The following is a 25,666-nucleotide window of genomic DNA, read 5'->3' on the forward strand; positions in this document are numbered from 1 at the left end:
CGCTATGAGTTTCAACGCACGCCGGGCCAAGTCGCTGGAGCCGGGGGAGCACATTATTGTCGATCACGCCCCGGGCCTTCGCCTGGTGGCCACTGCCACGCGGCGCACATGGACATATCGGTACAAGAGCCCCGTGGACGGCGCTATGCGCCAGATTGCCATGGGCCAATGGCCCGAAATGAGCTACCCCAGCGCGCTCGCTGTGTGGGAGCAGCTCAAGCGAAGGCGAGATGCAGGTGAGGACCTGGCCAGGGAGAAGCGGCGTGCAGCCGCTGTCGCTCAGGCTAGATCCGATGTGCGGGGCCGCGACGGAATCTATACCGTTCGGCAGCTGATTGAGGACTACCTGCAGGGGCACGTGGAGCGGCACCGCAAGCCCAAGGGCAGCGCCGAAGCGCGGCGCCTGTTGGTCAACTACACCACCAAGATTCACGCTCTGGAGCCGGCAGACGTTGGGCGCAGCATGGCGTTCTCGCTGCTGGAAGGCGTGGCCGTCAAGACGCCCGTGCTGGCCAACAGCCTGCGCTCAGAGCTTGGGGCGGCCTGGGACTATGCGCTTGACGCGGGCAGGGTGCCCGAAGAGACGCCGAACTGGTGGCGCCAGGTGCTGCGCGGCAAGCTGCGCAGTCGGGGGAAGATCGTGGACGGCAAGCACCAGGGCGTGAAGCTCAGAACGCTGCAGGGCCGTGAGGTCGCGCAGCTGATCGCCCATCTACCCAGGTTCTCGGCCATGGTGGCGGACCTGCTGACGCTCTACCTTTGGACGGGCGCCCGTGGCGCCGAAATCATCGCCATGACCGGCGATGAGGTGGAGCAGGAGGCTGACGGCTGGTGGTGGACCGTGCCGCGCGAAAAGCAAAAGATGGCGCGCAATGAGAATTTGACCGACCTGCGCGTGCCGCTGGTGGGCCGCGCTCTGGACGTGGTCAGGCGCCGGCGCAGTGCCTATGGAGCCGGGTATCTATTCCCGTCCCGGCCCGGCTCCAAGATGATGCATGTGGAGCAGAAGCTGATCGGCGTGGCGGTCTGGACCAGCCGGCCAGATGTGGTGAAACGCTACAACTACGCGCCCGAGCGGGTCCTGGATATGGACCCCTGGGCTCCCCACGATTTGCGGCGCACGGTGCGCACACAACTGGCGGCCCTGGGCTGCCAGGATGGAGTGGCCGAGGCAGTGCTCGGCCACTTGCCCGCCGGCATCGTGGGCACCTACAACCGGCACTCCTACGATGCGGAGCGGCGCACCTGGCTCACAAGGCTTTCGGAACACTGGGAGCAACTTGCTGCGCGATGACCTGGGCCTTTGTCAGGCGGCTGCGCCTGATTCCGCAGTTCTCCGGGGGCAACTGCGTGGAGATGGGCAGCCCCTGCAGCCAGGCGTCCAGATCCGAGCGCAGCCAAACGACTCGGCGCCGGCCTGGTATCTGGCGTGGCTTCGGCGCGATGCCTTTTTGCACGCAGTCTTCAAAGGTGGTGAGGCCAAGCGACACATACTCGGCGGCCAGTTCGCGGCTCAGGCCAGCGGGTGGGTAGTTGAGGATCATCTGGTTGCTTTCGTTCCGGGTCATGCCAGCGTCTCCATTTTTGGCAGTGACTTGAATGCAGAGGAATGGGGAGTGCAGGGCATTTGCTGTTTCGTGCTCCTTGCGTTTCTTGCGATAGCCAGCAGCACTGATCGAAACTGCAGGGGCGTGGCATTGCGTATTCGGGTTTTATCCTTGCCACCCACCAGGGCCATGCGGCCCACCCTACGCGCTTTTTCGTAGCCGTACCGCTCGATCATTTGCATGGTTGGGCCGCTGTCGCTTGGCCCCCAAATCAGCTCTGGCAATTGGTCAGGAGCATCGACAACGGCATAGAGCCAAGTACCTTTGCCTGCGAAATGGCCGAAGTGTCCTTGCCAAACGCAGCAGGTCCATCCGCCGAAAGCATCGGCTTTCACCCAACCTCCTGCAGCAGGTGGATGCGTCAGACCGAAGTACTTCCATGCCAGAGAGTCTTTCGGGTGCTCCAGTACACCACCGTAGTTGCGCACGGCAGTAAGTGCGGCTGCGAAGCAGCCGCCATCCTCACCCAGGCGGTACTGATGAGGCTTGCGTGGAGCGCCGTGCCAGTAACGGCCCCAGCGCTGGCAGGGTGGGTGTGCGACAACCGGGTGTGGGCCGCTGTACTGGCGTGCATCGCGCTCGATATCCCAGGGCATGACTTCGTCGAGGTCGAAATATGCACCGCGCGTTTCAACGTACAAGGCAGCGACTTCTATTGTCTTGGTCATGTGCGGACTCCCTCAATCGGTGTCGTTGCAAACGCGCCTTGGTCGCTGGCCAAGTCGCGCAGCACCATCAGGGTGGTGTGCAACTCCTGCTCGTGGTTGCGGATCTCGCGCACGGACTGTGCGCCCCACTCGCGTACTGGTGTGTTGGCCAATCGGCTGGCCAAGCCCTGGCGCGCTGTCTTGATGCGCTCCATCACCTGGCTCAGAGTCAGTTCGGGCAGTGGCTGGGCCATGGCTCAGGTCTCCACGCGCTCGACGCGCAGCACGGGCCGGCCGCTGGCGGCGCAGGCGCTGGTGGTGGCGTGGGATGCGCTGGCAGCTTTCAGCTGCAGCACGGGCAGCAGCTTGGCGTCGGCCAGCTGCTCCAGTTCTTCGGGGCAGGCGTCTTCGGGGATCAGGATTGCGCGGTAGCTGTGCGCGGTGGTGATGTTGTGCAGATGCATGGCGGTCCTCGGTAGTGGTGGTGGCGGTGGTGATCAGGCGACCAGCGACAGCTGGGCGGGGTGGGGGATTGGCGGTGCTGGGCGCGCAGCGCGCCGGCGGCGCGGTTTGGCCAGGGCGGCAATGCGCTCGCGCTCGGCGGCGAACACGCGTGCCAGGTGCTCGGGTGTCGTGCCTACGGCGTTGACGTAGCCGCCGTGCAGCGGCCGGGCCCAGCAATGCACGGTGGGGTCCGTTCGGCGGGCGTGGGGGATGGATGCGGACACGGGTAGACCTCCTTTTCAGGAACAACGAGAAGAAGCGGGGGATGCGGTGGCCGTGGCGGGCCTGTAGAGCACTGAATCCGGGCTCGAAGGACTGTTCCAGTCCCCGGCCTCATGGCGTCCACGGCCAAAAAGGTCACGGACGCTCTGGCTTTGAAGCCGGGCCGTGAAGTTATTGAAACCAGTCCAAGCGGCGCCCAAAGGGCGCCGTGTCTGCGCCTCTTGGCCCACGCTGTGGATGACTCCATCGGCGTCAGCAGCCCCGCCTGCGGCGTGGACTGCCGGCGTTGCATCGGTGCAGTGCGCCCAGGCAATGCGGCGGCTTACGAGCCAGTGGCCGCGCGCGCGTCCGCGCTGCACTTGCACGCCGCGCACGGGGCCTGCCGTGATGGGGTCGCCATACATGTTGGTGGCGCCTTCCTTGGGCGCGCGGCGGGCGGGGCTCAGCAGCCAGTCCTGGCGCTTGCAGCCGTGGCCGCCCATGGATTCCATGAAGGTGCGCCAGTCCGCGCGGAGGTCGCCGTGGCGGTGGCAGGCCTGATAGGCGCGCTGGATGTTGCGCTTGGCCTCATGGTCAAACAGTTCGATCTGCTCGGGCTGGTCTTTGCTGACGCGGCGCAGTTCGCGCCAGACGGTCACGCTGGGCATGCCGAAGGCCTGGAACTGACGGATGTTCCACGTAGCGGCCCAGGCGTCCACTCGGCGCTGGGCGGCCAGCCCATTGGACTCCAGGGCTTCGGGGCTGGCTGGCTGGTTGGGACTGTCCAGCCCCAGAGCCATCTGTATTTCCTGGCCCTGCACCACATCCAGGTGCTCGGCCAGTGCATGGTGGCCCACGTTCTTGGCGATGTACTTCGCCACGTAGCCGGCTGCGCCACCGGCGTTCATGCGCTTGACATCTACGCGGTTTTCTTTGGCGCCGCGTTCGTTGCCGTCTTCGCTGAGCCAGTATTTGCGGATGGTGTCCACCAGGGTGCGCGCCTGGGCCTCGCCTTCGACCCAGACCAGCATGTGCCAGTGCGGTGTGCCGTCATGGTGCGGCTCAACCACGCGCAGGCCGTAGCGTTTGACTTGCTGGCGGTCCAGCTTGGCCAGTACGCGCTTCCACTGCGCAAGCATCCATTGCTGGCCTTCGCGCGGTGTCGCGCCGTTGTGCTTGGGGTTGCGCGCGGCCCAGCGGTTTGCGCCGCTGCCCATCAGGCGCATGGCGTGGTATTTGCTGGGCAATGTCAGAGTGAGGAACAGGCCCAGATGGCCGTGCGCGTCGGCATATTCCTCCGCGCCGCGAATGCGTGTCATCAGCTCGCCGCCGCGTACGCTGGGGTTGGAGGTGCTCAGCGCGGCCAGCTCGGCCAGGCTGTAGACCTGCCCGGCCTCGTTCTTGTAGAGCGTGCGGCCCAGGGCTTCTGCATTGCGCGCCAGCTGGCCCTTGCGGCGCTTGAGGCCGCTGTGGCTGACGTAGCCGCCGCTGTTCAGGTGGACCAGACCCATGCTGATGGCCCCGGCCTCCACCACGCGGGCGATATGGCGGCGCAGACGGCGGCGCCACCAGCGCGCGCACTTGGCACGGGCGATGGCCGGTTCGCCATCCAGCGGCTTGCCGTCATCCACGCCAATCAGGTGGACGATGCCGCGCACCAGCGCCAGGCGCTCGGGCAGGCCGCCGCCCATGGCGATGCAGCGGTTCTCCAACTCTTCCACATCGTCGGCCAGCTTGGTGGCCCAGGTGCAGATTTCGCCGTCGCCCATGTTCAGGCGTAGAGCGTCGCCGTAGCGGTCCTCATAGTCGGCCAGCTCCTGCAGATCCATCCACGCCTGTTCGCTTTCGCTGGGCAGGCCCAGATACCAGCGTGCATAGGCATCGGTATCCAAGGCCACGCCGGCAGGCGGCAGGGGGGCCGATTTCAGGAAGCGGGAGCGGATGGCTCCCTGCCACTCGCGCGGCGCGGATTCGACGATGCGCTGCAGGTGGTACTGCACATGCCCCGGCTTCGGGCGGCTGTTGAGCCACGCCGAAAAGCTGGACGTGACACGCTTGCGGGGGATGGGAGAGACAGCCACGGCGAATCACCAGAGGCTGGCGAGCGCCACCAGGCGCCCGGCGTGCCGCTTCACAGAGCGGGCCACGGTTTTGATGGCCGCGCGTTCGGGCGGTGGCGTCTCGCGCCAATCCCGGTCGGCCAGCGCTCGCAGGTCGCCGCCCACGTTGGCCAGCAGCAGGATGGCCATGCGAAGGTCTTCGGGCATCCCGAACCATTCCTGGTTTTCGGCATCGATGTAACCCGCGCCCGATTGCCTGCGGTACTGCTCGCGCAACGCGGCCAGCTGCTTGCGCACGTCTGCCGGCATGGGCACGGCGTCGTGCTGGTGCAGTGGCGTCCAGGCATCCGTGGTGATGCGCAGCAGCTGCAGCGCCGCGCCGGGCAGCACATCGGCTTGCACGGGCGCCAGCGTTGCAGCCTGCTCGGGCATGTGCACCAGGCCGCACAGCGGGCACAGGTCCGGCTCATCGGCAGGGGGCATGGCCGTCTGGTGCTGGGGCAGCATCACCAAGCCATTGCGCAAAGGGGCATTCATCGGGGCTCAGGCCTTCTTGCAGGACATAAACCAGGCCGAGCCATACAGGCGTTCGGCGCACTCCCAGGCCATGGCGCGATTGGCTGCCCCGATCACCAGGTGGCGGCGCACGCGCTGTGCGTCAACATGGGTGATTGCGTAGCGGCTCATGCTTGCGAGCCCTCCGCATCACCGTCCCAGCGCAAGCGCGGCACGGGGTCCAGGTGCTCTTTCTTGCACCGGCCCTTGAGTTTCCAGGCGTGGGCCAGGTGCTCGAAGCGCATGCCGAAGTCCGTGCGGCCATACATCTGGTTCAGCCACTGGTGCACCTCCATCTGGGGGCGCGCGTCGAACTGGAGCAGCGTCAGCGCGAGCTGCAGGTTCTCGGCGTCGAGGCAGCGCAGGTCCGTCAGATCGAATGGGAAGCGCGTGCCGTTGTAAAGGCACAGCAGCAGGTGCGCCGCCACGCGGGCGCCGCTGTGGCTGTGGCAGGTGGCCAGCATGAAGAACTGCGCCAGGGCGCGCAGCGGGTCCGCGCCGCCGTGGTCGGTGAGGGTATGGCTCATGCCGCTCCCCCTTGCGCACCGGCCCCAGCTGCGCGCGGGTCCACGTAGAACGCCAGATGCAGGCCACCCAGGTCCAGCTCCACGGCAAACCCGCCATCGCGGAAGGCAGCTTTGTTGCGGGCCTTGCCGCCCAGGCCCATCAGGGCCTGCAGCATGCGGCCATTGCGGGCGCGGTCCTGGCCGTTGTGGATGAACAGGCCGTTGATGTTGGCGCACTCGTGGCCGCCCAGCTCCACGCCAGCAGCGCGCAGCGCGGGCAGGTGCTGCTGCAGCCGCTGCAGGTCGCTGGCGAGGCCGTCAATTTCCTTGAGCCGCGCAGCGTGCCGGGTGTGCTCGGCCCGCAGGGCCTCATCCACCAGGGTGATCTGCTGCGCGGGCCGGGGCCTGCGGAGTTCAAAGAATTGCATTGCGTCCTCTCGGGGTTGCGTTTTTCAGGGTGAGCACGTCCCGCAGGGCCTTCTTTCAGGCTCCACAGGAACAGGGGGAACGGGGTGGGTCAGGGCAGGGCGCGCGGCCCTGGTGTCAGTCCGCTGGCGGGCTGGTGCCGAACAGCTCCAGGGTCACAGGGGCGGTCTGCGTGGTGCGGTAGTCCGATGGCTGGGCGCAGGCCAGCTGCTCGCGCATCAGATCGCGGCGCACATGGGTGCTCAGGGGCAGGCGCACCGTGGGATTGGGCGTGGCGCTGGGGCTCAGGGTGCGCGTGATTTCCATCGTGGCGCTGAACGTGTGGCCGCACTCGAAATTCGTGCAGGCAAAAGCGTATTCGCGCGTCAGGTTCGTGACCTGGTTGCTGCGGCGGATGGTGGCCGGGCTCTCGCAGTGCGGGCAGGCGATGCGGTGGAATTCGGTTTTCAGGCGCGGGCCATCTTCTTGGGCCGGTGCCTGCTGGTCTGCGGTTGTTTCCGGCTTGGGCAGGTTGTTACAGCCTTGCACGCCTTTTCGCACAGTGGCGCGAGCCTTGGGGGCGGGCTTTCCGGCCCGGTGGATTACACCCATAGCGGCCTTGGTGAATCCAAGATTCGGCTGCGTGCCGAGCTGGGGCTGAAAGGGGTTTGCTGCTGCCTGTGCCATGACCGGACTTTCAGCGCTGCTCGGCGGCGGTGGCGGTGGCGGTGCCGGTGTCGTTGCGGCCCAGCACGATGCGGCCGTGCTTGGCGTACTGCTCCATGCCCATGTTGTGGATCATGCGGATGAAGTTGCTTGCGCTGCGGCCCTCGTGCTGGGCGCCGGCCCATGCGCGTTCCAGCTCTTCGCCGGTCAGCCGCAGGGGAATGGGTTTGGCGTGCATCAGGGGCTCGACCGTGGCCGAGCGATGGCGGGTGTTTTGCGCTGGGGTGGTCATGTAGTATCTGGAGCTAGGTTGTTACAAGGTATGGTGGATTCTGCCCAATTTTTTGGGAGAGTCAATGGATTTCCAAAAAAAATGGATGAATTCTTCCAAAGATTGCGTGAAGAGCGCAAACGGCTTGGCCTAAGCCAAGAGGCGTTTGCATCTTTGGGCGGGGTGTCCAAGAACACTCAATCGAACTACGAGACGGGGGCAAACCTGCCTGATGTTGGCTACCTCAACACCATTCGCGGGTTCGGGGTGGACTCCGGCTATGTGCTCACGGGCATACGTACTTTTGACCCCAGCGCGATAGAGCACACACAGCCCGCTGCCACGCTTGCGGCACGCCTGGTGCAAGAGCGCAAGCGGCTGGAGTTGACCGTGGGCCAGCTGGCCGCCAAGTCCGGCGTTGACCGCTTGGCCCTGCTGAAATTTGAAGAAGGCGAGTTCGCACCCGACGCCAAGGCGCTGCAGCAGCTGCATGCCGTGGGCGTGGACGTGGGCTATGTGCTGCTGTCGCTGCGTGCAGGCGCGGCGGGCGGTGATGTCGGCGCGGCGGCCTCAGTCAGTTCTGACACCCAGCAGCTGCTGCAGCACTACGACAAGGTGCCCCAAGAGGCGCAGGCTGCGCTGCGCACGTTGGCGGCCATGTTGGCGCGCGGGTAGGCGGCCCGCCGCCTTCGCCAGCGGCTGATGGCCGCGACGAATTTGCAGAGAGGGGGAGCACATGGGAAATGGACTATTGGCACTCTTGCTGCTGGGCGGCTTGGTGCTCGGCGGCGCTTGGGCATATCGAGTGGTAGCCACGGCTCTGCAGGCACGGCGCTGGCCCGCGCGTATTTTGGCGGCGGTGCTCAGTGTGGGCGGCATGTTCGGAGGGCTTTGCGTGGGGGGCGGAATGGCACCCCAGCCCCATGGCAGCACGATGATGGTGGTGCTGGGCCTGCTGGTGCTCTCGCCATATGCCGTTGTGGCTTGGAGCGCTCATCGGCGCAAGCGAACTGCAGAGGAACGCGCAGTTCCTGCAGCCAGCGCACCGCCTGCCGCTCCTGCAGCTCCTGCAGCTCCTGCAGATCGTCCTGAGCCGGTATTGGCGCCCATAGCACCTGAGCAGTTCCACCTGGTTGCATCGCCTGCAGGCGCCACGCAGCCCGGAGCAGCCGCCCGCAGCACATCCAATCCGCTACCCCATCGCTACCGTTTCACCTACCAAGGTTTTTCAGGCGATGAGGGGCAGCGCACGGTGCTGGTGCAAAGCATTGGCGAGAACGGCGCCAACACCTACCTTGAAGGCCTCTGCGAGCAGGCCCGGGCGCCCCGCACGTTCCGCACAGACCGCATCAGCGGCCCTCTGGTGGACATGGACACGGGCGAGCTGCTGCTGGTACATGAGCTGCTGGCCCTGGTGCCGGAACGTAGCTATGTGGACGTGAGCCCGCCCACCCCCAGCCAGCCTAAGGCTCAGGAATGGCGCAATGCCGTGTTGTTCACGGGCTTCCCGCAGAAGCGGCGCGATGAGCTGGAAGAGATGGCCGAGGCGGCCGGCTGGCTGGTGCGCGGAAGTGTCGGGCCAACGCTCGATTACATGGTGACAGGGGCAAAGGCCGGCACGTCAAAACTGGCACAGGCCCAGGAGCACGGCACGATTGTGGTGGGCGAGGATGACTTTCTAGCGATGTTGCATTGCTGAATGGTCTAACACACCCTAATTTGCTGCGGACTTTTGAATGGTCCTTTGCTTTTTCCGGGAATGTTTCCAGTTTACTCATTTCCAGTTTTAGTACGAATTCTGATATACAGAAAAAAAAAGAAGCCGCAAAGCGACTTCTTCTCGGTTGTTGAAGGGCATCTTCTTAAGCGAATGCGTCTTCCTCAACAAGAATCGAGATTTTTAGATTTGCTGATGCAGCAATATTAATAAGTGCATCAATTGAGAATTTATCAATCTTCCCGTGCATAAGATCACTCATCCTTGGTTGAGTGATATGACAGTACTTTGCTGCTTGTGCCTGTGTAAGATTGTGCCTCTTAATAAATTCTCTAATCTCAATCATTAGATCAGATCTAACTTTCATATTTTGCGCCTCGGCTGGTGTATCTTCAAGTGCATCCCAGACGCTGGTGAATGAAATTCCTTCGCTTTTCTCTACTAATTTGATCATTTTTAACCCCTTTCGAGGTTCGGACAAACACGATATAAATATGGATGGATAAATGCCTCCACGTTTTTAAGCGTGGAGGTCAAGCAACTAAGCTATTTTTCGGTATCGCGCCGCAGCGATATCGATATCAGCTTTAGGTGTAGCAAACGCCGTCTTCTTAAAGATGTGAAGTACGTGTACAGCGTCTTGAAGCTTGCTAACGTAGATGGCCCTATAAGTTCCATCGTTAGCCCAGATCCTCAACTCCATAGCTCCCGGACCCACCCCATGAACAATCTTCCAATCATTTGGCTCCAATCCTTTTTGGATCAGATTCAGTTGAAAGCCGATCGCCCGTTTTGCGGCTGTTGGTAGTGATCGAAGAACATTCAGACTGTTTCCATGAAATGAAATGTCTTTCGTACTACCTGGGTTCTCTTCGTCCTGCATTTTTCCACCACCAAACATTTATTAGTTCATGTTTAGGCCCATAAAGTTGAACACAGGATGGAATATATCGGTTCTGATAACTTTGGTCAAGCTGCTACCCCTCTGAATTGGTAACAAATGGCTTCTTAGTCCTCTTCTTTTGTCTCGACTTCATCTAGACCGCCCTGGCGCTCCAGCTCGATCTGCGTGGTGAAGCCACCATCGCCCAGGGCGTGCTCCACGGACTTGACCAGCCAGCCCTCGCCGTCAATCTCGGGCTTGAAGCCCTCCACAGTCACGGCCGCCTGCGGCATCAGGTGGGGCCGGCCCAGGGCCAGGGCCAGGCTCAGGGTGGCGGCGCCACGGTCCACGCGCTGCATCTCGGACTGCGCGGCCTGGCGGGCGGCTTCGGCGCTGGAGAACGTGTCCTTGAGGGTCTTCACGCTGCCCGTGGTGCTGCCAGCCACCACGCCCTTGCGGCGGGCGTGCTTGCCATCGTGCCAGTACGCGCGCACGCCCGTGTAGCTGGTGCGGTCTGCGGTGTGCCATCGGTGTTGGTCGCCCGATTCGCGCGTGATGTGCATGGGGGCAATGGGCTGGCCGCTGGCGTTGGTGCGGTTGTTGGTGCGCAGAAAGATCAGCTGCCCCTTTTTGACCGTGGCCACGGCGTCGTGCTGGCGGGCCAGGCGGGAGAGGAAATGCAGGTCCGATTCGTTGGTCTGGTCGATGTGCTGCACCTTGCGCTCGGCCAGCTCAGGGGCGATGCGCGCCGGCAGGCTGTTGCGCGCGGCAATGTCTTGGACCACGGCGCCCACGGTGGAGTCGTTCCAGCTGTGGCTGGCACGCTCGCGCAGGCTCTTGGCCATGTCCGCGCTGCGGGCGCGCACGCTGATGCGGTCGGGGCTGCCGCCGTGCTCCACCTCATCCACCACAAAGCTGCCCTTGTCCACCAGGCCCTCGTGCAGCCATCCCAGGCGGATGGAGATGGTGGCACCCTTGGGCGGGATGGCCATGCGGCCGTCTGCGTCGTCCAGGGTCAGATCCAGCTGGTCCGCTTCTTCGCCGCGGCTTTCGCGCAGGCGCAATTCGATCAGTCGTTTGCCCACCTTGGGCGTGATGTTGACGCCGTTGATAGTGAGCTGATAGTCCGGCTGCTGGTAGGCGCCCGTGGCCTGGTTCTCGGTTGCCGCCATCACATCCACCAATCCCAGAAGTCGCCATCATCCCAATCGCCGCCGCCCGTGCCGCCATCGGTGCCGCCGCTGGGGTCGGCCTGGGCATCGTCCACGCGGGCCAGCTCCACGGTGAAGTCGATGCGGCGGGGCAGACCTTCCTTGACGAACACGCTGCCGTTTTCGCTCAGGCGCTGGATGACCCAGGCGCCCAGGTTGTCCCCGGCTCCGTTGACCATGGCGTATGCGCTGCCGGCGTCGGCCATCTTGCGCAGTTCGTCCAGGGTCTTGCGGCCGCCCCGGAATTCGGGGACGAACAGGCCTGTAAACGTGATGGTGTCATCACCCTGGCCCACGTACTGGCGCGCCGGCCGAGCACCCACGCGGCTATTGCTGGGGTGGCGCCAGTCTGTGGCGCGCTGCATCTCTTGATACGCCACGGTATCGAGGCCAAACACGAATTGGCCCAGGGTCATCATTGGCATGGGTGGGCTCCTATCCCTCGGTGTCGCTGAGCTGGCTGAGCACGCGGGACTTGTTGGCGCGGTCGCGCTTGTCCAGCTCTGCCGCCACGGCGCGGGCTATGTCTTTTGGATCCATGCCGGGCGCGGCATGAATGGTGATGGTGATGGGGCCGCTGGGCGCCGCCATGGGCGCGCCCGCGCCGGCCGCAGTGCCACGCCCCAGGGCGCTGCCGCTGGGCGCCATCAGCGGCGCGGGCGCAGCGAATGCCGCAGGCATGTCGGCCATGGCCGGCATGGCCACAGCCATGGGCAGTGCCTGGGCAGCGGCCAGCGCGTCGGTGCCAGCTGCAGCCATGGGCGCGGCCGTGGCGCCTGCCAGGCCCACAGCAGCCGCTGCGGCCAGGCCCTGGCCCTTCTGGATGCCCAGGGCCGCGCCCTCGGACACCCAGCCGCCGTATTCCATGAATACGCGGCTTGGGCTCGCAATTCCCAGCGTTTCCTTGAACCACTGGCCCACGGATGTGGCGGCACCCACCACGGTGTCCTTGAGCGCGGTGAGCTTGGCGGTCACGCCGCTGATGAGGCCGTCAATCATCTGGCCGCCGATCTGCACAAAGTTTCCGGCCATGCCCTTGAGGCTTTCCCACAGCGCCAGGGCGCCGGCCTTGATCTCTTCCCAGCGCGTGACGATGAGGTAGGCCGCAGCGGCCAGGGCCACCAGGGCCAGGATGACGATGCCAATGGGGTTGGCCGCCAGGGCGGCATTGACCAGCCACTGCGCTGCGGCAAATGCCTTGCTGGCCAGCGCTGCGGTGCGGCTGATGGCCATGCTGGCCAGCATGGCGCCGGTCTGCAGAATCCAGGCCATGCGCGCCGCAATCAGCACGCCGCGCACGGTGAGCAGGGCGCCCTTGATCAGCGCGAATCCGTAGCCCGCAGCAATGGCCACCACCTTGCCCAGCACCAGGGCGGCCACCAAGAGGACCACGGCGCGCGTGACACCTGGGAAGGCCTGCGCGAGGGTAGATAGGCGCTCCATCCAGGGCGTCAGCATGGTGAGCCCGTCATTGAGCGATGGCAGCAGGATGTTGCCCATGGAGATGCCCATGGCCGCCGCCTGGTTGCTGGCCAGTTTCAGGCGGTTGGCGGTGGTCGCTGCGCGCTTTTCGTACTCCGCGCTGACGGCGCCGCTGTACTTCTTTTCGTCGTTGACCTTGGCAAAGTTCTCTTTCAAGGTATCCAGCTGGCTGAGCAGCGGGGCAATGGCCTTGATGGACTCTTTTCCAAACTCGGTTTGCAGGGCGGCGGCCTGCTGGTATTTGTCCAGGCCCTTGACCTTCTCGAAGATGCTGAGCATGGTGCCGGCCGCATCTTTTTGCATGCTTTTGGCGACTTCCACCGAGTCCAGGCCCAGGGCTTTGAGACCTTCACGCTGGCTCTTGGTGGCGCTTTCGCCGGCCACCAGGGCGAGCATCAGATTCTGGATGCCGGTGGCAGCCACTTCCTCCTGAACGCCCATGCCGGCCAGTGTGGAGCCCAGGGCAGCGATTTCGCCGGCCGCCACGCCGGCCACGCCGCCCAGCGGCCCCACGCGAGTGACGATGTTCAGGATTTGCTTTTCGTTGGCCGCGCCTGTGTTGCCGAGCAGGTTGATTTTGTCGGTGAGCGTGGCCACTTCCGGGATGGACATGCCGAAGGCAGATTTCATCTTGGCCATGGCCTCGCCCGACTCTTCGGCCGTCATGCCGAAGGCGGTGCCCATCTTTACGGCGTGCTCCACAAAGCCCACCCCGCCCTCGTCGCCCAGCAGCTGCTTTTCGTCCAGGCCGGACTGGCCGCCGAGGGCCATGATCTGGGCAATGTCCTTGGCCGCCATGGGCAGGCGCTTAGACAGGTCAATGGCGCTTTGGGACATGCGCTCCAGGCCGCTTTTGTCCAGGTCCATGACCTTGTCCACATCGGCCATGGACGACTCGAAGTCAACGGCCATCTTCAAGGGCGCGGCCAGGGATGCGGCCATGGCCGCGCCGTCGAACAGGGCGCCACGCGCATCGCCCCGGGCGGCCTTGTTGGCGTCCACGGCGGCTCGGTGCTTGCTCGCCAGCTCGTGGGCCTTGCGCTGGCGTTCCAGCGCCTTGGTGGTGCGGTCCACGGCTTCGCGCAGCTTGCCTTCGGCCTGGGCCGCATTGGTAATGCCCATTTCTGCCAGGCCGGCGCGCAGGCGTTTGGTCTGGTCAATCTGCCGTTGATAGGTGGCTGCGAGCTTTTGCACTGCGTCGCCAGCGGCGCGGTACTGGCCGCCTGCGGCCTTGGCTGCCTCGCCACCCTTGAGCATTTCCGCCACCAGCGCAGCCTTGGCCGTGCGCGCGGCCTGCAGCTTGGCCTGCGTTTCGCGCAGGCTGGCCTGCATGGCATTGGCCTTGCCCACGGCGGCCTGCTGCTGCTGGAGCTTGCGCAGCACGTCCTGGGTGCTGCTCACATCCGTGTTCAGCGCACGGGCGCCCGCGCCTATGCGCTTGAGCGGGGCCGAAACCCGGTCGGCCAGGTCCAGCAGTACCTGCAGCTTGAGCTTATCCATGCTTGTTCATCTGTTGGAAGCGGTCTACAGCCAGGGCGCGCCAGTGCATCAGCTCGGCCAGGTCCATGGGGTCCATGTCGGCCGGCCGCCAATGGAAGATGGCAGCCACGTCCGCCATGGCGTCCTCTACACGCTCAGGGATTCCATGGCCATCGCCTGATTGGCCTTGACCGTCTCCAGCTGCCGCGCCGGCACCAAAAAATTGACCACCTCCGTAGCGCAGGCCACCAGGTCCACGGAGTCCATGGTCGCCACGTCTTCCCGCGTGAGGGTGGGGGTGGTGATGCGCGGCAGCAGCAGCATGACGGCCTCGGCGCGCAGGGTCAGCAGCTCGGCCAGGTTGATGCCGCGCAGTGCGCCGGCCAGGGGCTTGCGCAGCGTTACCACGTCGATGACGCCGCTGCCGCGCGGGATCGGTGTTTCCAGCGTGACGTTGACCTGCACGGTCTTGGCGCTGGTGGTGGTGTCGGTGGTCTTGGCTTGGGGGTCCATAGGTGCCTCGGTGGTTGGTTGTGATGAAAAAAGCGCCGGCCAAGGTAGTGGCCCAGGCCGGCGCGAAGGGCCGTTTCCCATGCGGCCGGAGACAGACGAGAGGGGGAAGGAAAACTGTTTTCTGGTGCGGGCCGTCAGATGCCCAGGGCGGTGCGGGTCTGGGCCATGCGGTCCTCGCCGTGGACCTTCTCGATCAGGTTCACGAAGTCGATTTCAAGGATGGTTTCGCCGTCGATCACTTCCTTGTAGTAGCTCAGGCTGTACTTGAAGGTCTGCTCCACCATGTCGCCAGCCTTGGAGCTGCCGGGGTCGCGCTCGGTCAGGCGCCCGCGCATGACGACTTCGACGGCCTGCACGCCCTCGCTGTCATCGGTCTGCAGGGCGCCGGCAAAACGCAGCATCACGGCATCGTGCTTGGCGGCGCCCCATTGCTTCATCAGGCCCTTCATGTAGCCGGCCGCCTTGAGCTCGGCTTCCATCTTGTCCTGGCCCATGTCCAGATCAACGGGGCCATTCATGCCACCGCCCCGGTATTCCTCCACCTTGCGGGTGAGGGTGGGCAGGGTGACTTCGGGCATTTCGCCCATGTAGTTCTCGCCGTCGATGAAGGTGGCGAAGTTCTTGAGTTTGCGGGGCAGTCCCATGGTGTGGATCTCCTGTGTGCTGGAATGCGGCCGGGCTTACTGGCCGGTGCCCACGCGCATGGCGAAGTCGCCGAAATACTTGTCGGTGATGCGCTGGCGAAAACCCAGATCCTCCAGCGGCGGCACGGGCGTGTAGTCGTAGTCAAGCACCAGCTTGCCGGCCTTCAGCGCCTCGGTGGTGTTGACCTCGGCGTCAAACCAGGCGCGGCCGTCGAGGATGTAGCCCAGGGCCTTGAGTTCGCGGAACTTGGCGTTGATGCCTTCGATGATGTCTTTCACCAGGCTGGGGTGCAGAGGCTTGTCGATGAATGCGAAATGGCCTTCTGCCACCGTGTCGGCCAGCACCTGGGCGGTGCGGGTGGCGGACTCGAAACGGAACAGTTCGTCCGTGCTGCAGGTGCGCGATCCCCAGAAGCGATAGCCCTGGTAGTTGATCAGCGTGGTGACGTTGCCCTCATTGAGCAGGTTCGCGTCCGTCTCCGAGCTTTGCAGGTCGAAGTACACATCCTTGCTGATACCCACCGGGCCATTGAGCGGAACGTTGGACAGGGTTTTGTGCCAACCCTGCTCCACGTCGATGCGGGCGCGTAGGCCCATCGCGTAGGCCACGGCCGGCGCATTGATGGCCTTGTTTGCCGTGGTGTTCCAGGCTTTGAAGTCGGGCCAAATGACCATGGTTTCCCGGGCGCCGAAACTCCCTGCATACGCCAGGGCCTCGCTCACATCGTCGGCGCCGTGGGCCTGCACGTAGGCCATGGCGCGCAGCTGGATGGCGGCGGCCGTGAGGGCATCGGCCACGGGCTTGGTGTCCAGGCCCGGGGCGCCCAGGATGCGCGGCTTGACGCCCAGGTGCTGCTGCGCGGTGATCAGCGCCTGAATGCCGGAGCGCTTGCCGGCCACGTTGTCGCCAATGACCAGGCTGGTCTGGTCGGCCTCGATTTCCTCGGGTGTCTCGCCCGCGCCCACGGGCACGCGCACGATGACCAGCACAGGGCGGGACTGGTCCTTGATGAGCTTCAAGGCCTCGGGCAGCGTGCCCGTGGTGCCCGCCTTGTCCAGCGCCTTCTCGATGTTGGTGAAGAGGACCGGGGTATCGAGTGGGAAGGCCTCGGCGTCGGCCGTGGGGCCGGTGGCCACCAGGCCGATGACGGCCGTGGAGACGATGCGTAGCGTGGTGGTCCCGGTGTTGACTTCCGAGACGCGCACGCCGTGGTGGTAGCCGGCGAGTGACATGGTGAAGGGCTCCTGCAGGTGTTCGGTGTGATGCCTGCATGTTCCCCCGCCCGCGCGTAGGCGGCCAGCGATAGGGCCGGTGCGAGCCGGTGCTACCCCAAAGACAAAGCCCGCCGAGTGGCGGGCTTGCGGTGGTAGTGCGGGTGGCGCGGCCAGGTCAGGCCGGCAGCTCGTCAGGGCGCGGCGGCGTGTCTGTGATCTGCAGCGCGCGGCCGCCAGCGATCAGGCCCACGGCTTCCAGAAGCTGCACGCCGGCCGCCACATCCTTGTCGTCCAAGTCGATGAAGCTGGCCAGCTCCTGATCCTTCAAAGTGCTGCGCAGCTGCGCGGCCTGCATGCGCTCCATGGTGCCAGCCTCTGCGCGGTCCACGGCCGCCCATTCGATGGCGGCGCGCTCGGTAGCGGTGAAGCGGCGGCGAAAGGCCAGCGGGGTGATGCGCCGGCTGGTTTTGGGCGGTGGCACGTCCACCCATTTGGAGCCAGTCCAGCGGCGGCCCAGCACGCTCGTGTCGTATTGGGGCAGGCTGTGCATGTCGGCAGCGGTGATTTCCTCGTGGGCTTGCGTCAGCGCCACAGCCACGCCAGATGCATTCAGTTGGGCATAGAAATAGGCGGCCATCATTTGTACTCCACCAACTCCCAAGACACCAAAATATTTGTCGCGTTAATGATCTGATTTCCCCAATCAAACTGTATTTGACTACTGTTGATGAGCTTCGCGTAGGCAAATCGCCCGTATCCGTTGCTGACAAATGCCGCACCACCAATGAAGTGAAGCGATGCTCGCTCCATCGTTACAGGACTCACATTCACAATTACAGGATTACTGCCCGAAGTCGTTTCCCCACTCATCGACACAACCCCGCGCTGCACGCTCTTTACCGCTCCGGTATTGGCCACTTGGCCGCCCACCCACTGCACGCGGTTGTCCACGGTGGCGATTTCTACCCGGGCAGCTGCCAGACTTTGATTCAGCGCCGCGATTTCCGCGCGGGCGCGCACCAGGTCACTGCTGATGACCATCTCCATGCTGCTCATGCCTGCACCTCCGATGCGTTGCTGCCGCTGACCCGCCCGGACACATAGGCCATGGTTTCGGTGCGCGTGCGGCCCCTGTAAGTGGTGGTCACGGTGTTGACCGTGCCGTCTGCGTTGTAGGCCACGGTGGTGGTGGCCAGCTGTCCGTCCACGGTTTCCACGACGGTGGAGACGCGGCCCGAGCCGTCATAGGTGATGACGGTTTTTGATGGGCCGTTGGCGGGGCCCAGGGCCATGTCTTCAGGCTTGAGCACGATGGTCTTGCCGGTCTTGGTGTTGACCTTCTCGACCTTGTTCGCGCCCAAGTCGTTGATGGCCAGGCGAATGAGGTCCAGGCTGTCCACCACCTGCTGGGAGACGGCGCGCCGGGCCACTTCCTCGTCGATGATTTCCAGCGCGCGGATGAGCTTTGGCAGATCCACCTCCAGCGTACTGCCTGGCAGTGGCAGGCCCAGGTGCTCGGTTTGGCCCTGCCCGGTTGCAATGCTGTTGTCGCTCATGGGGCCTCGCTCACAGGATGACGGCGCGCAGATCGCGCACCTTGGGCCGGGCCGTTGTGGTGCCGGTGAGAGTGAGCCGCAGGCGCAGACTGGTGGCGTTGATGCCCTGCAGCCGGTGCGTGATTTCGATGGAGCCAGCCGTCTGCTGGCTGCTGGACAGGTAGGGTACTTCCTGCCATTGCTGGCTTGCGGCCAGCTGCATGTGGACGGCCACGGCCGCGCCGGCCGGAATGTCGCCCACGAACAGTACGCGCAGATCCGTGCCGCCTGCAGTCGCAATGCTGGGCGTGATGTAGGTGCCAGCGTTGAGCAGGCTTCCGACCAGCAGCAAGGGGGCGGCGTCGAGCACGGCGCCCAGGCCGTTGTCGCCCACGCGCAGGGTGGCGCGTACGCGCACGCTGCCGTTGTGGGCCGCCGAAAGCTTGACGGGCTGGCCCACGTCTGCCTCGATGGTCTGCTGCAGGGCGCCGCCAGCGTCCAGCAGTTCCAGCGCGTAGCTGATGCGGGCGGTTGGCTCGGGCTGCGAGGCGCCCGCGTTGAGCATCAGCGAGGTGGCATTAGCCACGGCTTGCGTGCCCAGGGTGACGGTTTTGCTGTTGGCGGTGTACTGCACGGCCAGCAGCTCAAAGCGCAGCATGCGGTTGGTGTGCCGCGTGACGATGGCCGAGGCATTGATTTCCAACATCTGGCCCACTTCGGCCTGCGCCGCCGTGACCCAGCCGCCGCCCTGGCTGGCCTCGCCCACCTGGGCCACCTCCAGCGCGGTCTGCGTATCTGCCGCCGAAACGCTGATGGCATAGCCCGTCCTGGCGCGCATCAGCACGGGCGCCGGCCACGTCACGCGCGTGGCCAGACCGGCCACGTTGATCTGCGCGGGCTCCAGGCGCCGGACCACGGCAGCTATACCTGGCATGCCAGCATCGTCCAGCTCGGACAGCACGACGATGACGGGGCCGCCCACGGCGGCAAAGTGCAGATCCAGGCCCGCGCACTGCAAAGCGGCGGCAGGGGTGACTGTTTGGACGATGGTGCTAGATGACATAGGTGAGGGTCGTGTGGACGGCAGAACGGGCGCCCCATGCGAGGTTTGCCGTTGCTTGCACATACAGTTTTACGGATGCGGCGCCCACGAATTGCGCGCGCCCTATGGTTCCCTGCTCGCCTTCCAATTCCACGGTTTTCGCACCCACTGGAATACCTGCAGGAATGGTGAATTTGCCGTGCAGCACGCCTTGTGCATCCGCCACCAGGCTGCCGCCAGCGGCCGGCGTGGCGGCCACGGGCTGGCCATCGAAGCGCACGGCCTTCAGCGGCTCCATCGGGCGGAAACCGGCAATCTCGAATGCCACGTCGATGGTGCGCAGCGTGATGCCGCTGGTGTCGATCAAATCCGGGTTCACGCCGGGCTTGATGTTGCCTTCTGTCATCCACGTCAATGGGTTGACGTCATGCCCGAAATTCAGGATCACCTCTTTCGGATAGCGCAGCTCTTGCGGGTGCTCCCAGCGGTCCACGGCCGGAATCAGGGTCACGGTGGCGGGCATGTCGCCGGCCACGGCCAGGCCGTTGACGAGCATGGAGCGGCTGACGCTGGTTTGTCGGATGACGGGCACCAGGGTGTAGTCGAGCGCGTGGGTGATGCGTCCATCGCCCAGCATGTGGGCGGCCTCGGCTTCGTACAGCTGCAGGGCGCCGCCCGTGACCAGGGCAGTCTGCGCCAGGCCCTGGTCGCGCATGCTGTCATCCTTCATCGGGTCGGCGAAGTAGCCCTTTTTCAAACCGCTGTAGCGTCCTGCGGTGTCGGTGGCCAGGCGCAGCTCGGCCAGGTCCATCTCGATGTCATCCATGCGGCGCCGGTAGTCCACCAGGGTGGCCATGGGCACCATGCGCACGCTGTCGGATTCCGTTCGGCGCGTGTCCGCTTCCCAGGTCTGGTAGATGCTGCCCAGGGCCAGCATGCTGTCAGGCACAGCCGGGGGGACAGGCTGCCAGGTGGCGGGAATGCCCTTGACCACGTTGATGAGGCCTTCGCCGTCCATGACGATGCGGTCAATGCGGCGCAGTGCGAAACGGTAGTCCACAAGGATCAGCGAACCGACCAGGGCGCCGCTCACGTCAAAGCCGCGCGGCGTCTGGTTGAGCACGGGTTCGGTGCTGATGTACTCATAGGTCACGTTGTAGCTGCTGCCCGGCGTGGGCTCGGCGCCGGTCGGGCTCCAGTCCACCTGTTGGGCCGTGAGCTTGTAGTCCACGTCGGGGGTGAAGGTCTTGGCGCCCTGGGTGACGCTGTTGATGCGGATCACGCTGCCATCGGGCAGCGGGTCGGCCGCGCCCACGAAACTGCCGTGCACCACCTGGACAGTCTTGCGGCGCGTGATGCGCACGCTGGCCGGCTCCAGCACGGGCCAGCGGTCGAAAGTCACATGCTGCTGGGCCTCGGTGGTGCTGCCGTGGGGCTCGCTGCTCACCTGGGCCATGTTGGGCTGAGCCTTGTAGATCAGGCGGCGGTCAGCAGGCACCTCGATGGCCGCGCCCACGACTTGCGCCGTGCCGGCCGTGACGGCATAGACCTGGTTGCCCTCCTCATCGTCAGGCAGCTGGATGGTGAGCAGGCCGCGCACGGCGTAGGTGCCGCCCGTGCTGCGCTCGTCATAGCGGCGGATGGCCTGGGTGACGGCGTTGAGCTGGGGCGCGGGCTCGCGCGGCTTGACGATGCCATCTTCAACAGTCCACACGGGATAGAAGTCGCCCGCGCCCTGGCCCTGCAGGCCCCAGACCACGGACACCTTGATGCGGTCGGCGCCGGGCTCGCCGTAGCCGCTGGTGCCCACGGCGGGGTTGTAGAGGCTGGGGTCTTCCTCGGCTGTGACGATGCGCGTGGAGTACAGCACGCCCACGTGCACAGTGCCCTGGGTGGCGATCTGCAGCGCTGCGGCGGCCACGTCATGCACGGCGCCGTGGATGTAGACGCTGCCGGCCTCCAGCTGGCAGGCGCCGGTTTCTGGGTCCACGGTGCAGCGCGCGCCGGCCGTGATGTCGCCGTTGGAAAACAGCACATCGGCCACGCGGCGCAGGCGGTAGTTGGCCTGGGCCTGCATCTCGTTCGGCTCCGCCGACTGCGCCACGCGGTCGGCGTGGAAGATGTGCTCTGTGTAGCCCTTGGCGGGGTCGAATCGGTTGTAGCTGGTCATGCGCGGCTCACAGGGGGATGACGATTTCTTCCGTGGCCTTGGTCGTGCCGCTGCGCAGCACGGGCGGCCGGTTCTCCAGGCAATACACAGTGCCGGGGTTCTCTATCTCGCCGGGCGTGAGGTAGCGTTTGCCAGCGGGCACGCCAGGCTTGGCCACGGTGCCGAAGAACACGCCGCATTCGCGCACGGTTTCGCCCTGGGCATCGGCGAAGGCAAAGGTGGTGCGCAGCACCAGGTAGGGCGTGGGCTCGGCGCTGATCTTGTAGTAGATGGGGCCGGGCAGCTCGATATCGTGGTCTGCCAAGGTGCCAGGGCGGGCATAGCCCACGTCCACCACGGTGCGGCGGCCTATTTCGTCGCGCAGTGCGGTGCGGTCGGTGGGGTTGGCGGGGGCGACTTGCCACAGGCCATCGCCGCGCCCCCATGCGATATGGCAGGGCATGGCGGCCAGGGATTTGGCCAGGGCAATGCGGCCGGCGTCTTGCAGTGTTTGCATGCGGTGCTCCGTCTATTCGGTGGATTCGGTGGTCTTGCTGTGGATGTTCGATTGCTGCCAGCGGTCGCCGTCCCAGCGGCCCGTCCAGCCCCGGGCAGGTGCCACGCGGGGCCGGGCGGCGCCGGCAGTCCAGTGGCTGGTGGCCCCTGGCGATTGGCTGGGCCGCGTGCCCGCGCTGGCCGCCCAGGCCTCGCCGTAGGCGCTCAAGGGTTGATGCGGGGCATGTGGTGCGGTCTGGCCAGGCGTGTGCTGCAGCTGCCCCCCGGCTGGCAGGCGCTGCATGCGGCCGTCCCAGCGCCACACATCCAGGCGCTGCTGGTCAGCGCGGCGCATGCGGCCGCTGGTGTGCTGGTGGTCGGCGCTGCGCAGCGGGGTGAGGTTGGGGCGCTGGGCCTGGGACTGGTTGATGCGGCCTTGGCTGCCGATGACGGGCGGCTCACCCTCGCCCACGTCCACGGGCGTGCCGCTGTCGTTGTCCCACAGGGCGCCGTCCAGCTTGGGCGCGCGGTCCCAGCGCAGGGCGCGCAAGTCGAAGCGGTAGAACACCCGGTAGAAATGGACGTGCAGCGGGATGCTGGCCCGCACCACATGGGCCATGCGCGCGATATCGGCATTGCTGACTTCGCGGCCCGGGTTGATGTGCAGGCGGGCGCCGTCCTCTTCCAGGGTCACGCTCAGGTAGCCCTGCCAGGCCAGCGCGCGGCGCACGGCGGCGGCGCTGCCGCGCTCGCGCAGCCAGGGCAGGGCCTTGGCCAGCAGCTCGCGCGGGTCGGAAAAGTACCGCTCGAATTGCCCCAGCTGCCACTGCTGTGCCAGCCAGGGCAGCAGGGCCGGGTGCTGGGCGGTGCTGGCCGGCTCGGCCGCGTCGGCCATGGTGCCCCAGTCGCTCGGCAGCGTGGTGTCCACCACGCGCTCCAGACTGGTGGATGCGGGGGGCAGGATGCTGCGGCGGGCGTCCATCAGGCCACCCCCGCGTCGATCAGGTCCACGGCGCCCAGGGCCGGGAATTCGCCGGCGGCGATGGGTGTGATGGGCGCGGGCCGGGCGTTGTCCGGGTAGTCCACGGCGTGCACGCCATCGACATGCAGCAGCGTGGTGATGTAGCTGCGCGCCACGCTGCCATCCAGGCTGGTCATGCCCGCAAAGGCCGCCTGCAGGCGCGCCTGCAGCTGCTGCAGCAGGCCGGCCGGGGCGGTGCGCGTGCGGGTGATGCGGGCGGTGATGTCGATGGGGCGTGGCACGGCCACGGCCACATTGACGGGCACGCCCAGCATGCGGGCGCTGTCGGCATTCAGGGTCTGGGACACCAGCTGCCGCACGGCCTGTGCCTGCGCCTGGTCGGTGACCCACAGCATGACCAGCACGCTGCCCGGGGTCTGCTGGCTGGCCCGCACGGAGCGCACCAGGGGCGAGGCGGTGAGGGCGTGGAATTCGTAGTGCTCGCGCGTGCCCTGGCCGGCCAGGGCGGCGATGCGCAGCTGCAGGCGGGTGCGCAGGCGGTCGTCGGCTTCGCCATCCTGGCGGGTCACGCCGTACTGCGCGGCCAGGTGGTCGAGGTCGCCGCCCGTGGCAAATGCCAGCAGGTGGGCGCGGGCGGCATCGTTGACGCGGGCGCGGTACAGCAGCTCACGGTAGGCGCATGCCTCCAGCAGCTTGACGATGGGATCGGATTCGAGCGCCAGGACTTCGGCCAGCTCGGGCGCGCGGGCCAGTATGTCGGCCTTAAGGTCGGCCAGTATCTGCTCGAAGTCCAGCGGCTCGATGATCTGCGGGGCGGGGAGGGTGGCCAGGTCGGTGCCCAGGGATTGACTCATGGCGCGCCCCCAACGGTGACAGCCAGGCGCAGGGCACGGGCCTTGGCGGCGGCGCCGGTCAGCAGGTTGCCCACCACGGTGATGGTGGCCCGGCCCTTGGTCAGCGGGTCGCGCTCGATGTGGAGCTGCTGCAGCTGCAAGCGCGGCTCCCAGCGCATCAGGGCACTGGCGGCGGCCGACAGCAGGCGGATTTCGGTGGTGCGGTTGTCGGGCTGGTCCACCAGCGCGGGCACAAGCGAGCCGTAGTCGCGGCGCATGACGCGCGTGCCGATGGGCGTGGCCAGGATGTCGCCAATGGATTGGCGCAGATGTTCCACCTCGGTGATGGCGCGGCCGGTGTTGCGGTCCATCATCACAGAGGCCCCCCGGTGTTGGCAGGGCCTGGCTCCACCCCGCTGTGGCGGTGGCTGGCGAGGCTGATGCCCTGGGCCACGATATCCACGCTGGTAGTGATGCGCTCGGCCGTCATGCTGAGCGATGCGCCGCCCACGTTGAACTGCAGGCTGTCAGGCGTCATTTGCAGGCGGCACTGGCCCTGCCCCACGTCCAGCGTGATGGATTCAAGGCAGAGGATTTCCAGGGCGCCGCGCAGCCACTGCAGGTAGTTGTGCTCTGCCCACTCCATGCGCTCGCAATCGGGCTGGTCGCTGGGCTGCGGCATGGCGTCGGAGTACAGGCCCACAAGGGCCACGCCCTGGGTCATGTCGCCGCCCTGGCACAACACCACGGCCTGCTCGCCCACCACGGGCGGGGACCAGTGCCGGCCGCCCTGGGCGCCGCCAGCGCGCAGTGCCAGCCAGGGGAGCCAGTCCGTGGTGTTGTCGCCCACCTTGATGCGGATGCGGGCCGGGCTGGCCAGCCGCACGGCGGCCACGGTGCCGCGCCGTATGGCGTTCTCCAGACGGCGGGCAGTCTCGTAGGGCGATTCGGATTGTGCGACGGGCGATTCCATGGCCCCCATGGTGGCCACGCACGCGCGCGAAGGCCACAAGCATGGCCGGTGCCTGGCGGTGCAACCGCCGAGAGGCGATCTAGAGTTTCAGGTGCTGCAGCACCAGGGTGCGCAGTTTGTCCAGATCCTCGTCCCCGTAGCCCAGCAGCTCGCGTGCCGGGTAGTCGTAGCGCGGGCCTCGGCCGGGGTTCACGTTGTCGGTTTCCCCGAAGTGGTGGACGCGGGCCACGCGCTGGGCCCGGCCCAGGAATTCGACCACGGCGCCGTCTGTCTGGCCCTTGGCCTGCAGGGCCTTGGCGCGCTTGAGCTTGGCCATCATGGGGCCGGTCTTGGTTTCAAAGCGGGGCTTGCGCCGGCCCTTGAGCGACGGGGGTGGCTTGCGCGCTTCCCAGCGGCTGCCGTCTGGCGCCTGCTGCTGCGTCATGCGGCGCGTGTTGGTGGTGCGCAGGCTGCGCGCCACCTGGGCCGCCAGGCGTTTGCGCTCAGGCGGGCTGAGCTTTTCGAGGAAGGCGCCGGCCCAATCTTCCAGGGCCTTGAGTTCCTGGGCCATGGTTTACAGCGGCATGCGTTGGCGCCAGGCGGGCGGCAGAAATTCCCAGGTCGCAAGCTTTTCGTCCCGCATCCACAGCTCCCAGACTTCGAGCTGCCGCACGTCCTTGCCATCGAAGCGCTGCAGACCTACGGCGCCGGGTTCGTCGGGGTGTGTGATGCGCAGGCGCGTGTCGTGGCCCGGGTCGGGCGTGACAATGGCGCGCTCTGTGAGGTCTATCTCTATGCCCAGGTCGTAGGTGAATGCGCTTTGCGGTGCCACGCCAAAGCGTATGGCGTTCTCACGCTTGGCGGGGTTGTCGAACAGCTCGGGCTGGTTGACCTGGCACCAGGCCAGCAGAGGCACCATGATGGCGTCCGGGTGGCCCGCGTAGCCCAGCAGGGTGGCATAGGCTGTGTATCGGTACTCGAAGGACAGCGAGGCCGTGCCCGTGGCGATGAGGCGGCCGTCATCGCCATAGACGATGAAATTCTCAGGGTCGCGCGCCAGGTCGGGCGCGCATTGGGCCAGGAAGTCGCGCAGGCTCTGCAGCTTGAGCATG

The 25,666-nt window shown here is 65.8% G+C and carries 36 protein-coding genes; 3 read left to right on the forward strand and 33 right to left on the reverse strand.

The features are described 5' to 3' along the window. Nucleotides 1-4: 4 nt before the first annotated feature. The gene (locus PO605_RS01705) at nt 5-1,294 is read left to right on the forward strand and encodes a tyrosine-type recombinase/integrase (RefSeq protein ID WP_272205842.1); all 1,290 of its coding nucleotides are present in this window, start codon (nt 5-7) and stop codon (nt 1,292-1,294) included. Here PO605_RS01705 and PO605_RS01710 read toward each other — a convergent pair. From PO605_RS01710 to PO605_RS01765, 12 genes are all read right to left on the reverse strand, one after another. Beyond that, on the reverse strand, nt 1,251-1,568 hold the full coding sequence (locus PO605_RS01710; protein WP_272205844.1) for a helix-turn-helix transcriptional regulator: 318 nt from the start codon (nt 1,566-1,568) through the stop codon (nt 1,251-1,253). The two genes, PO605_RS01705 and PO605_RS01710, sit on opposite strands and share 44 nt — an antisense overlap. Next, nucleotides 1,565-2,275, reverse strand: coding sequence for a hypothetical protein (locus tag PO605_RS01715; protein ID WP_272205845.1), 711 nt, complete (start codon nt 2,273-2,275; stop codon nt 1,565-1,567). Before PO605_RS01715 ends, PO605_RS01710 begins: the two co-directional genes overlap by 4 nt. After that, entirely contained in the window at nt 2,272-2,508 is a 237-nt protein-coding gene (locus PO605_RS01720) for a hypothetical protein (RefSeq protein WP_199135254.1), read from the reverse strand. Before PO605_RS01720 ends, PO605_RS01715 begins: the two co-directional genes overlap by 4 nt. Nucleotides 2,509-2,511: 3 nt before the next feature. Further along, nucleotides 2,512-2,718: a hypothetical protein gene (locus PO605_RS01725; RefSeq protein ID WP_013803585.1), complete on the reverse strand. Its 207-nt coding sequence runs from the start codon at nt 2,716-2,718 to the stop codon at nt 2,512-2,514. A gap of 33 nt (nt 2,719-2,751) precedes the next feature. Next, nucleotides 2,752-2,982 (reverse strand): hypothetical protein, encoded by a 231-nt coding sequence (locus PO605_RS01730; protein ID WP_013803584.1) that lies wholly within the window; start codon nt 2,980-2,982, stop codon nt 2,752-2,754. Between the two features lie 15 nt (nt 2,983-2,997). Further along, complete coding sequence (locus PO605_RS01735) at nt 2,998-5,040, reverse strand: replication endonuclease (RefSeq protein ID WP_272205847.1); 2,043 nt, start codon at nt 5,038-5,040, stop codon at nt 2,998-3,000. A 6-nt stretch (nt 5,041-5,046) separates the two neighbouring features. Then, a complete protein-coding gene (locus PO605_RS01740; protein WP_272205848.1) occupies nt 5,047-5,556 on the reverse strand; it encodes a hypothetical protein in 510 nt (169 codons plus the stop codon). 6 nt (nt 5,557-5,562) lie between these two features. Then, complete coding sequence (locus PO605_RS01745; protein ID WP_272205849.1) at nt 5,563-5,706, reverse strand: hypothetical protein; 144 nt, start codon at nt 5,704-5,706, stop codon at nt 5,563-5,565. Further along, nucleotides 5,703-6,101 carry a DUF7673 family protein gene (locus PO605_RS01750; protein ID WP_272205850.1) on the reverse strand — a complete coding sequence of 133 codons (399 nt, stop codon included), beginning with the start codon at nt 6,099-6,101 and terminating at the stop codon, nt 5,703-5,705. The genes PO605_RS01745 and PO605_RS01750 overlap by 4 nt, the downstream gene beginning before the upstream one ends. After that, on the reverse strand, nt 6,098-6,508 hold the full coding sequence (locus PO605_RS01755; protein WP_272205851.1) for a hypothetical protein: 411 nt from the start codon (nt 6,506-6,508) through the stop codon (nt 6,098-6,100). Before PO605_RS01755 ends, PO605_RS01750 begins: the two co-directional genes overlap by 4 nt. 115 nt (nt 6,509-6,623) lie before the next feature. Beyond that, complete coding sequence (locus PO605_RS01760; protein ID WP_272205852.1) at nt 6,624-7,034, reverse strand: ogr/Delta-like zinc finger family protein; 411 nt, start codon at nt 7,032-7,034, stop codon at nt 6,624-6,626. 148 nt (nt 7,035-7,182) lie between these two features. Further along, nucleotides 7,183-7,443, reverse strand: coding sequence for a hypothetical protein (locus PO605_RS01765; RefSeq protein ID WP_272205853.1), 261 nt, complete (start codon nt 7,441-7,443; stop codon nt 7,183-7,185). 81 nt (nt 7,444-7,524) lie between these two features. On the opposite strand from PO605_RS01765, the gene PO605_RS01770 reads away from it, so the two are divergent. Then, complete coding sequence (locus PO605_RS01770; protein WP_272205854.1) at nt 7,525-8,097, forward strand: helix-turn-helix domain-containing protein; 573 nt, start codon at nt 7,525-7,527, stop codon at nt 8,095-8,097. 76 nt (nt 8,098-8,173) lie between these two features. Further along, nucleotides 8,174-9,121: a WYL domain-containing protein gene (locus PO605_RS01775; RefSeq protein WP_272205856.1), complete on the forward strand. Its 948-nt coding sequence runs from the start codon at nt 8,174-8,176 to the stop codon at nt 9,119-9,121. A gap of 163 nt (nt 9,122-9,284) precedes the next feature. Here the strand turns inward: PO605_RS01775 and PO605_RS01780 are convergent, their stop codons facing one another. From PO605_RS01780 to PO605_RS01880, 21 genes are all read right to left on the reverse strand, one after another. Continuing rightward, nucleotides 9,285-9,593 (reverse strand): helix-turn-helix domain-containing protein, encoded by a 309-nt coding sequence (locus PO605_RS01780; RefSeq protein ID WP_272205857.1) that lies wholly within the window; start codon nt 9,591-9,593, stop codon nt 9,285-9,287. Between the two features lie 87 nt (nt 9,594-9,680). Then, nucleotides 9,681-10,040: a type II toxin-antitoxin system RelE/ParE family toxin gene (locus tag PO605_RS01785; RefSeq protein ID WP_272205858.1), complete on the reverse strand. Its 360-nt coding sequence runs from the start codon at nt 10,038-10,040 to the stop codon at nt 9,681-9,683. A gap of 107 nt (nt 10,041-10,147) precedes the next feature. Beyond that, the gene (locus PO605_RS01790) at nt 10,148-11,194 is read right to left on the reverse strand and encodes a contractile injection system protein, VgrG/Pvc8 family (RefSeq protein ID WP_272205859.1); all 1,047 of its coding nucleotides are present in this window, start codon (nt 11,192-11,194) and stop codon (nt 10,148-10,150) included. Further along, nucleotides 11,194-11,658, reverse strand: coding sequence for a phage tail protein (locus PO605_RS01795; protein WP_199135241.1), 465 nt, complete (start codon nt 11,656-11,658; stop codon nt 11,194-11,196). The genes PO605_RS01790 and PO605_RS01795 overlap by 1 nt, the downstream gene beginning before the upstream one ends. Before the next feature lie 10 nt (nt 11,659-11,668). Further along, complete coding sequence (locus PO605_RS01800) at nt 11,669-14,215, reverse strand: phage tail tape measure protein (protein WP_272205860.1); 2,547 nt, start codon at nt 14,213-14,215, stop codon at nt 11,669-11,671. Beyond that, nucleotides 14,208-14,333 carry a GpE family phage tail protein gene (locus PO605_RS01805; RefSeq protein WP_016454096.1) on the reverse strand — a complete coding sequence of 42 codons (126 nt, stop codon included), beginning with the start codon at nt 14,331-14,333 and terminating at the stop codon, nt 14,208-14,210. Before PO605_RS01805 ends, PO605_RS01800 begins: the two co-directional genes overlap by 8 nt. 8 nt (nt 14,334-14,341) lie before the next feature. Beyond that, nucleotides 14,342-14,707 (reverse strand): phage tail assembly protein, encoded by a 366-nt coding sequence (locus PO605_RS01810; RefSeq protein WP_272205861.1) that lies wholly within the window; start codon nt 14,705-14,707, stop codon nt 14,342-14,344. 134 nt (nt 14,708-14,841) lie between these two features. Then, nucleotides 14,842-15,351: a phage major tail tube protein gene (locus tag PO605_RS01815; protein ID WP_272205862.1), complete on the reverse strand. Its 510-nt coding sequence runs from the start codon at nt 15,349-15,351 to the stop codon at nt 14,842-14,844. 36 nt (nt 15,352-15,387) lie between these two features. After that, nucleotides 15,388-16,584 (reverse strand): phage tail sheath protein, encoded by a 1,197-nt coding sequence (locus PO605_RS01820; protein ID WP_272205863.1) that lies wholly within the window; start codon nt 16,582-16,584, stop codon nt 15,388-15,390. 157 nt (nt 16,585-16,741) lie between these two features. Then, nucleotides 16,742-17,203 carry a hypothetical protein gene (locus PO605_RS01825; protein WP_272205864.1) on the reverse strand — a complete coding sequence of 154 codons (462 nt, stop codon included), beginning with the start codon at nt 17,201-17,203 and terminating at the stop codon, nt 16,742-16,744. Beyond that, nucleotides 17,203-17,622: a hypothetical protein gene (locus tag PO605_RS01830; RefSeq protein ID WP_272205865.1), complete on the reverse strand. Its 420-nt coding sequence runs from the start codon at nt 17,620-17,622 to the stop codon at nt 17,203-17,205. The genes PO605_RS01825 and PO605_RS01830 overlap by 1 nt, the downstream gene beginning before the upstream one ends. Continuing rightward, a complete protein-coding gene (locus tag PO605_RS01835; RefSeq protein WP_272205866.1) occupies nt 17,619-18,122 on the reverse strand; it encodes a hypothetical protein in 504 nt (167 codons plus the stop codon). Before PO605_RS01835 ends, PO605_RS01830 begins: the two co-directional genes overlap by 4 nt. Nucleotides 18,123-18,132: 10 nt before the next feature. After that, nucleotides 18,133-19,164 carry a virulence-associated protein gene (locus PO605_RS01840; RefSeq protein WP_272205867.1) on the reverse strand — a complete coding sequence of 344 codons (1,032 nt, stop codon included), beginning with the start codon at nt 19,162-19,164 and terminating at the stop codon, nt 18,133-18,135. After that, nucleotides 19,154-21,313 (reverse strand): DUF4815 domain-containing protein, encoded by a 2,160-nt coding sequence (locus PO605_RS01845; RefSeq protein ID WP_272205868.1) that lies wholly within the window; start codon nt 21,311-21,313, stop codon nt 19,154-19,156. Before PO605_RS01845 ends, PO605_RS01840 begins: the two co-directional genes overlap by 11 nt. Before the next feature lie 7 nt (nt 21,314-21,320). Next, nucleotides 21,321-21,809 carry a hypothetical protein gene (locus tag PO605_RS01850; RefSeq protein WP_272205869.1) on the reverse strand — a complete coding sequence of 163 codons (489 nt, stop codon included), beginning with the start codon at nt 21,807-21,809 and terminating at the stop codon, nt 21,321-21,323. Nucleotides 21,810-21,821: 12 nt separating this feature from the next. Beyond that, the gene (locus tag PO605_RS01855) at nt 21,822-22,769 is read right to left on the reverse strand and encodes a phage tail protein (protein ID WP_272205871.1); all 948 of its coding nucleotides are present in this window, start codon (nt 22,767-22,769) and stop codon (nt 21,822-21,824) included. After that, complete coding sequence (locus tag PO605_RS01860) at nt 22,769-23,623, reverse strand: baseplate J/gp47 family protein (protein ID WP_272205872.1); 855 nt, start codon at nt 23,621-23,623, stop codon at nt 22,769-22,771. Before PO605_RS01860 ends, PO605_RS01855 begins: the two co-directional genes overlap by 1 nt. After that, nucleotides 23,620-23,973, reverse strand: a complete 354-nt coding sequence (locus PO605_RS01865; protein WP_272205873.1) for a GPW/gp25 family protein — start codon at nt 23,971-23,973, stop codon at nt 23,620-23,622. Before PO605_RS01865 ends, PO605_RS01860 begins: the two co-directional genes overlap by 4 nt. A gap of 2 nt (nt 23,974-23,975) precedes the next feature. Beyond that, entirely contained in the window at nt 23,976-24,575 is a 600-nt protein-coding gene (locus PO605_RS01870) for a phage baseplate assembly protein V (protein ID WP_272205874.1), read from the reverse strand. A gap of 79 nt (nt 24,576-24,654) precedes the next feature. Continuing rightward, nucleotides 24,655-25,125: a phage virion morphogenesis protein gene (locus tag PO605_RS01875; RefSeq protein WP_096915347.1), complete on the reverse strand. Its 471-nt coding sequence runs from the start codon at nt 25,123-25,125 to the stop codon at nt 24,655-24,657. Between the two features lie 3 nt (nt 25,126-25,128). After that, nucleotides 25,129-25,665 carry a phage tail protein gene (locus tag PO605_RS01880; RefSeq protein WP_272205875.1) on the reverse strand — a complete coding sequence of 179 codons (537 nt, stop codon included), beginning with the start codon at nt 25,663-25,665 and terminating at the stop codon, nt 25,129-25,131. Nucleotide 25,666 lies beyond the last annotated feature (1 nt).

Source organism: Delftia sp. DT-2, from assembly GCF_028401915.1.
In the GTDB taxonomy this organism is placed as follows: Bacteria; Pseudomonadota; Gammaproteobacteria; order Burkholderiales; family Burkholderiaceae_C; genus Comamonas; species Comamonas tsuruhatensis.

Bases quoted from the DNA above. Each gene is read 5' to 3' on its own strand.
- PO605_RS01880 (WP_272205875.1), bottom strand. From the start codon at position 25,665: ATGCTCAAGCTGCAGAGCCTGCGCGACTTCCTGGCCCAATGCGCGCCC.
- PO605_RS01780 (WP_272205857.1), bottom strand. From the start codon at position 9,593: ATGATCAAATTAGTAGAGAAAAGCGAAGGAATTTCATTCACCAGCGTC.
- PO605_RS01805 (WP_016454096.1), bottom strand. From the start codon at position 14,333: ATGGCGGACGTGGCTGCCATCTTCCATTGGCGGCCGGCCGACATGGAC.
- PO605_RS01745 (WP_272205849.1), bottom strand. From the start codon at position 5,706: ATGAGCCGCTACGCAATCACCCATGTTGACGCACAGCGCGTGCGCCGC.
- PO605_RS01835 (WP_272205866.1), bottom strand. From the start codon at position 18,122: ATGAGCGACAACAGCATTGCAACCGGGCAGGGCCAAACCGAGCACCTG.
- PO605_RS01860 (WP_272205872.1), bottom strand. From the start codon at position 23,623: ATGAGTCAATCCCTGGGCACCGACCTGGCCACCCTCCCCGCCCCGCAG.
- PO605_RS01815 (WP_272205862.1), bottom strand. From the start codon at position 15,351: ATGGGACTGCCCCGCAAACTCAAGAACTTCGCCACCTTCATCGACGGC.
- PO605_RS01865 (WP_272205873.1), bottom strand. From the start codon at position 23,973: ATGGACCGCAACACCGGCCGCGCCATCACCGAGGTGGAACATCTGCGC.
- PO605_RS01740 (WP_272205848.1), bottom strand. From the start codon at position 5,556: ATGAATGCCCCTTTGCGCAATGGCTTGGTGATGCTGCCCCAGCACCAG.
- PO605_RS01830 (WP_272205865.1), bottom strand. From the start codon at position 17,622: ATGAGCAGCATGGAGATGGTCATCAGCAGTGACCTGGTGCGCGCCCGC.
- PO605_RS01715 (WP_272205845.1), bottom strand. From the start codon at position 2,275: ATGACCAAGACAATAGAAGTCGCTGCCTTGTACGTTGAAACGCGCGGT.
- PO605_RS01825 (WP_272205864.1), bottom strand. From the start codon at position 17,203: ATGGCCGCCTATTTCTATGCCCAACTGAATGCATCTGGCGTGGCTGTG.
- PO605_RS01790 (WP_272205859.1), bottom strand. From the start codon at position 11,194: ATGGCGGCAACCGAGAACCAGGCCACGGGCGCCTACCAGCAGCCGGAC.
- PO605_RS01785 (WP_272205858.1), bottom strand. From the start codon at position 10,040: ATGTTTGGTGGTGGAAAAATGCAGGACGAAGAGAACCCAGGTAGTACG.
- PO605_RS01755 (WP_272205851.1), bottom strand. From the start codon at position 6,508: ATGCAATTCTTTGAACTCCGCAGGCCCCGGCCCGCGCAGCAGATCACC.
- PO605_RS01810 (WP_272205861.1), bottom strand. From the start codon at position 14,707: ATGGACCCCCAAGCCAAGACCACCGACACCACCACCAGCGCCAAGACC.
- PO605_RS01875 (WP_096915347.1), bottom strand. From the start codon at position 25,125: ATGGCCCAGGAACTCAAGGCCCTGGAAGATTGGGCCGGCGCCTTCCTC.
- PO605_RS01750 (WP_272205850.1), bottom strand. From the start codon at position 6,101: ATGAGCCATACCCTCACCGACCACGGCGGCGCGGACCCGCTGCGCGCC.
- PO605_RS01765 (WP_272205853.1), bottom strand. From the start codon at position 7,443: ATGACCACCCCAGCGCAAAACACCCGCCATCGCTCGGCCACGGTCGAG.
- PO605_RS01710 (WP_272205844.1), bottom strand. From the start codon at position 1,568: ATGACCCGGAACGAAAGCAACCAGATGATCCTCAACTACCCACCCGCT.
- PO605_RS01800 (WP_272205860.1), bottom strand. From the start codon at position 14,215: ATGGATAAGCTCAAGCTGCAGGTACTGCTGGACCTGGCCGACCGGGTT.
- PO605_RS01705 (WP_272205842.1), top strand. From the start codon at position 5: ATGAGTTTCAACGCACGCCGGGCCAAGTCGCTGGAGCCGGGGGAGCAC.
- PO605_RS01725 (WP_013803585.1), bottom strand. From the start codon at position 2,718: ATGCATCTGCACAACATCACCACCGCGCACAGCTACCGCGCAATCCTG.
- PO605_RS01850 (WP_272205869.1), bottom strand. From the start codon at position 21,809: ATGCAAACACTGCAAGACGCCGGCCGCATTGCCCTGGCCAAATCCCTG.
- PO605_RS01840 (WP_272205867.1), bottom strand. From the start codon at position 19,164: ATGTCATCTAGCACCATCGTCCAAACAGTCACCCCTGCCGCCGCTTTG.
- PO605_RS01795 (WP_199135241.1), bottom strand. From the start codon at position 11,658: ATGCCAATGATGACCCTGGGCCAATTCGTGTTTGGCCTCGATACCGTG.
- PO605_RS01720 (WP_199135254.1), bottom strand. From the start codon at position 2,508: ATGGCCCAGCCACTGCCCGAACTGACTCTGAGCCAGGTGATGGAGCGC.
- PO605_RS01820 (WP_272205863.1), bottom strand. From the start codon at position 16,584: ATGTCACTCGCCGGCTACCACCACGGCGTGCGCGTCTCGGAAGTCAAC.
- PO605_RS01870 (WP_272205874.1), bottom strand. From the start codon at position 24,575: ATGGAATCGCCCGTCGCACAATCCGAATCGCCCTACGAGACTGCCCGC.
- PO605_RS01770 (WP_272205854.1), top strand. From the start codon at position 7,525: ATGGATGAATTCTTCCAAAGATTGCGTGAAGAGCGCAAACGGCTTGGC.
- PO605_RS01855 (WP_272205871.1), bottom strand. From the start codon at position 22,769: ATGGACGCCCGCCGCAGCATCCTGCCCCCCGCATCCACCAGTCTGGAG.
- PO605_RS01845 (WP_272205868.1), bottom strand. From the start codon at position 21,313: ATGACCAGCTACAACCGATTCGACCCCGCCAAGGGCTACACAGAGCAC.